At 67.7% G+C, this 4,264-nt stretch carries 4 protein-coding genes and 1 pseudogene; 4 read left to right on the top strand and 1 reads right to left on the bottom strand.

Features of this window, described 5'->3' with window-relative positions; all coding sequences use genetic code 11:
* Positions 1-35 precede the first annotated feature (35 nt).
* On the bottom strand, positions 36-611 hold the full coding sequence (locus VN779_RS03105; protein ID WP_325719914.1) for a hypothetical protein: 576 nt from the start codon (positions 609-611) through the stop codon (positions 36-38).
* 570 nt (positions 612-1,181) lie between these two features.
* Here VN779_RS03105 and VN779_RS03110 point away from each other — a divergent pair.
* From VN779_RS03110 to VN779_RS03125, 4 genes and pseudogenes are all read left to right on the top strand, one after another.
* Positions 1,182-2,150 carry an AAA family ATPase gene (locus VN779_RS03110; RefSeq protein ID WP_349260623.1) on the top strand — a complete coding sequence of 323 codons (969 nt, stop codon included), beginning with the start codon at positions 1,182-1,184 and terminating at the stop codon, positions 2,148-2,150.
* Complete coding sequence (locus VN779_RS03115; RefSeq protein ID WP_349260622.1) at positions 2,147-2,644, top strand: hypothetical protein; 498 nt, start codon at positions 2,147-2,149, stop codon at positions 2,642-2,644. The genes VN779_RS03110 and VN779_RS03115 overlap by 4 nt, the downstream gene beginning before the upstream one ends.
* A 101-nt stretch (positions 2,645-2,745) precedes the next feature.
* Positions 2,746-3,801 (top strand): ScpA family protein, encoded by a 1,056-nt coding sequence (locus VN779_RS03120; RefSeq protein ID WP_325719916.1) that lies wholly within the window; start codon positions 2,746-2,748, stop codon positions 3,799-3,801.
* Positions 3,798-4,264, top strand: a pseudogene (locus tag VN779_RS03125) (hypothetical protein); the annotation flags it as partial. The gene VN779_RS03120 and the pseudogene VN779_RS03125, both read left to right, overlap by 4 nt.

A 4,264-nucleotide genomic window follows, 5' to 3' on the forward strand; every position in this document is an offset into this window, starting at 1 on the left:
ATTGCGCCCGATTACCGGTGAATCAGACCGGCGGATCAGATCTGAGGCGGCTGCTGCCAGGTCGGGGGCTGCTCTCCGGGCGGGGCGGTGGTTCCCGGCGGGATGTAGTGACCGCCCGGTGTGACGCCCTCCTGCGGCTGCGGGCCCTTGAAGGCTGCAGCGAAGTTGTTAAGGGTGCCGCCGGCCGCGGTGAACGCGAGGTACGCGAACACCGTCGCCACGACGCAGAGGATCAGACCGATGTAGGTGCCGAAGTCCGCGCCTGCGGACCCGAAGGCGTCCGACACCGACGGGTAGGTCAGCCAGCGAATCAACACAATGATCGTAGCGAGCAGCGAAGCCGCACCGATCGCGGCGAATCCGCCCCGGAGGCTGATATTTTGCCCGACCGCCGGCAGCGCGACGAGTACGCCGATCGCGAACAGCAACAACATCGGGAACCAGGCCCAGAAGCCGGTGTCCCAGGCGTTTGCGGATGCGCTACCGCCGGCGATGACCCCCAGTTCGCCCTTGAAGCTCACCGAATACCACGGCAGGAAACTGTCGATGAACGCGAGCAGTCCAACTATTGCCAGGACGCGCTCGGTGCGACCGAGCTTCGTCAGATCCATTTGCCCTTACCCCTCCTAGGTGCGCGCCGACTGGCGTCAGCGGGCGACCCGCGACTCCAGCGCGGGCTGCCATACTTGTACAGCCTGTGACCGCCCTCGGATAGGCTTCGTAAGCGAACCGTGCCCTTTAGTGCAGGCAAGGATCAACGGCCGGGCATTCTGGCCCCACCTTCCGTTCGCACAGCTGTTTCTGACTGGCCATCAGCGGCTCATCACACGTCCGACGAGTCGACCGAGACCGTCCTGTGATGATGATTTGTCGACGAAATCTCGTGACCCTGCGCGCGTTGCGCCACCAGAGCGACCTTTCCTTGCTGTAATTGGAGGGTGCCGCCTAGAGTCGAGGCACTCTGGCGTCAGGACGATGAATACATAGGTCGACAATTGGCGCCGCAACGGTGGACACTGCTGTCGGGGCACCGTCGGGGGCCTCGCCCCGTAAGCACTTGGGAGGATGACCGGCAGGTGAGCGAATCCACATACGCCGACCCGCAAACGGCGGCGCTCGCCGGAGGGAGCGGTCGAGGAGGAACTGTTGTGAGCAGCGGTGCGTGGACCGGCGACGTCGAGATCGACGACCCGTACGGCATCGACGACGAACTGCGTTTCGAGGACGGCTTCGATCCCGACGCGGAAATAGAGCCGGATCCCGAATACGCGGCCACCCTCGCGCCGGATCCGGCCACCCAGCGGCGCGAGCGGGTCGGTCCGACCGGCCGCCCGATGCCCAGGTTCCCCGCGCCCCGGCCCGCGCACGAGCACGGCCCCGCGAAGATCATCGCGATGTGCAACCAGAAGGGCGGGGTCGGCAAGACCACCTCGACCATCAATCTCGGTGCCGCGCTTGCCGAGTACGGTCGCAAGGTCCTGCTGGTGGACTTCGATCCGCAGGGCGCTCTGTCGGTTGGCCTCGGGGTCAACCCGATGGAGCTGGACCGCACCGTCTACAACCTGTTGATGGAGCGCGGCGTCAACATCGACGACATCCTGCTCAAGACGGTCACCCCGGGCATGGATCTGTTGCCGAGCAACATCGACCTGTCCGCGGCCGAGGTGCAACTGGTCACCGAGGTGGCCCGCGAGTCCTCGCTGGCGCGTGCGCTCAAGCCGGCGATGTCCGAGTACGACTACATCATCATCGACTGCCAGCCGTCGCTCGGCCTGCTCACCGTCAACGCTCTGACTTCGGCGCACAGCGTGATCGTCCCGCTGGAGTGCGAGTTCTTCGCGCTGCGCGGCGTCGCGCTGCTCACCGAGACGATCGAGAAGGTGCGCGAGCGGCTGAATCCGGACCTTGAGCTCGACGGCATCCTGGCCACGATGTACGACGCGCGCACGGTACACAGCCGCGAGGTGCTGGCCCGGGTGGTGCAGGCGTTCGGCGACCAGGTATTCCACACGGTCATCGGCCGCACGGTGCGTTTCCCGGAGACCACGGTCGCCGGGGAGCCGATCACGTCGTACGCGTCGAGTTCGGTCGGCGCTGCCGCGTATCGCCAGCTCGCCAGGGAGGTGCTGGCGAGGTGCCCCGCCGAGTGAGGATGCCCGCTGCCGACGAGTTGTTCCGACCGACCGGCGCAGGCCACGGCGCCAGCGGCATAACCGGGCCGGCGCTGTCCACCGTGGGCAGCGCGGCACGCGCGGCGCGGCCGGGCACCGACCGGCTGCGCGCCGTGCCGGATCCGGTCGAGGAGGAGCCCGGCTACGAGGCCGAGGGCTACGCGCCCGGATACGAGGAAGCCCGGCCGCAGGACCAGCAGCCACGACCGGCCCGCGTACGCTCGACCTCGCGCCCCGCCGCGACCGCGGCGCGGGGCGCCAGTGGCCGGGAGCGGCACGACGAGAAGATCACCGTGTACGTCTCGCCCGAGGAACTGCTAGCGCTGGAACAGGCACGGATCATGCTGCGCGCGCAGCATGGCCTCGCGGTGGACCGGGGCCGGATCGTACGCGAGGCTATCGATCTGGTGCTGGCCGACTTCGATCAGAACGGCGAGAGCTCGCTGCTGGTCGAATCGCTGCGCGGGCACTAGCCCCGCTCTGGGACCCACTGGCACGAGCATCGCCGGGACCGCGCCCGGGCCAGGCGCGTTAGGCCCAGATGCAGGCCGACCGGCGTAATAGAGTTGAGTCTGTGGAACCGACCGAGCCCGTGCCGACGGCCGAACCCGAGTCGGCGGCCGAGCCCGCGCGGCCGCGCGACGCCGAGTCCGGTCGCGCCGTCGTGGTGCCCGATCCACAGTCAGTGCCTGATCAAAAGGCAGTGCCCGAGCAGGAACAGGCGCCCGAGCCCGATCGCGTTCCCACGCCCGGCGATGCGCTCACCGGCCGCGGCCGCGCCGACGCATTCCAGGTGCACCTCGAAGAGTTCGAGGGTCCGTTCGACCTGCTGCTGAGCCTCATCGCCAAGCACAAGCTGGACGTCACCACGCTCGCGCTATCCAAGGTCACCGACGAGTTCATCGCCTTCATCCACAGCAAGGGCTCGGACTGGGATCTGGACCAGGCCAGCGAGTTCCTGCTGGTTGCCGCCACGCTGCTTGACCTGAAAGCGGCCAGGCTGCTGCCCGCCGCCGAGGTCGAGGACGAAGAGGATCTGGCACTGCTCGAAGCGCGCGACCTGCTGTTCGCGCGTCTGCTCCAGTACCGCGCCTACAAGCAGGTCGCCACCGAACTGGCACAGCGTTACGCGTTCGGCTCGCTGCGTTTTCCGCGCTCGGTGCCGCTCGAGCCGGAGTTCAAGGAACTGCTGCCCGAGGTGCTGATCAGCCTTTCCCCTGAACAGTTCGCGGCGCTGGCGGTGCGCGCGATGACGCCGCGTCAGCCGCCGACCGTCTCGATCGAGCACATCCACCAGATGAGCGTGTCGATCCGCGATCAAGCAAACGTGATCGCGGAAAAGCTGCGCAGGCTGGGTACCGCGACGTTCCGGACGCTGATCGCGGACGCACCCGACACGATCCATATCGTCGCTCGCTTTCTGGCACTGCTTGAGCTGTTCCGGGAGAAGGCGGTCGGCTTCGATCAGCTGGCTCCGTTCGGCGAGCTGACCGTGCGTTGGACCGGCAGCGACGAAGGCGAGATCGAGGTCGAGGAGGAGTTCGAGGGCACCGCGGCCGAACCGGACGACGAACGGCCGGTCACCCTCGCGGTAGTTCCGGCACAACGCACGCAGGAGGTATCCGAGTGAGCACCAGCAACGGCGAAGCACAGCCGGGCGGCGGGGCGGCGTTCTGGGCGGCACTCGGCGTGCGGATAGAGCCTGAGCCGGATGTGGCTGACGACATCGAGACCGAGACCGAGACGGCGTCGCCGACCGGTGCCGCGTACGAGCCAGCTGCCGATGCGGAGATCGAGCCCGAGGCTGAGGCCGCGCCCGAGGCACAGCCAGAGGCTGAGCCACAGATCGAGGAATCCGCTGTCGTCGATTCCGTTCTCGGCGAAACAGACGAGGACGAGGACGAAGAACAGCTGGAAACCGCCGGCGAGGATCCGCTCCCCGGAAAGATCGTCATCCCGACGCAGTCCCAGGCTTCGATCGACGAGCTCGAGCCGCAGGAAGGCGACTTCGTCGACGGCCTGGCCGCGCTGAACGAGGCGCTGGCCGAGAGCAGGCGGGCCCGCGAGAACGCCCCGCTCCCGGAACCGGCCTG

It is taken from the genome of Actinocrinis sp., from assembly GCF_035605935.1.
Lineage (GTDB): Bacteria > Actinomycetota > Actinomycetes > Streptomycetales > Catenulisporaceae > Actinocrinis.

Coding starts and splice junctions, on each gene's coding strand:
- VN779_RS03105 (WP_325719914.1), bottom strand. CDS start 611: ATGGATCTGACGAAGCTCGGTCGCACCGAGCGCGTCCTGGCAATAGTT.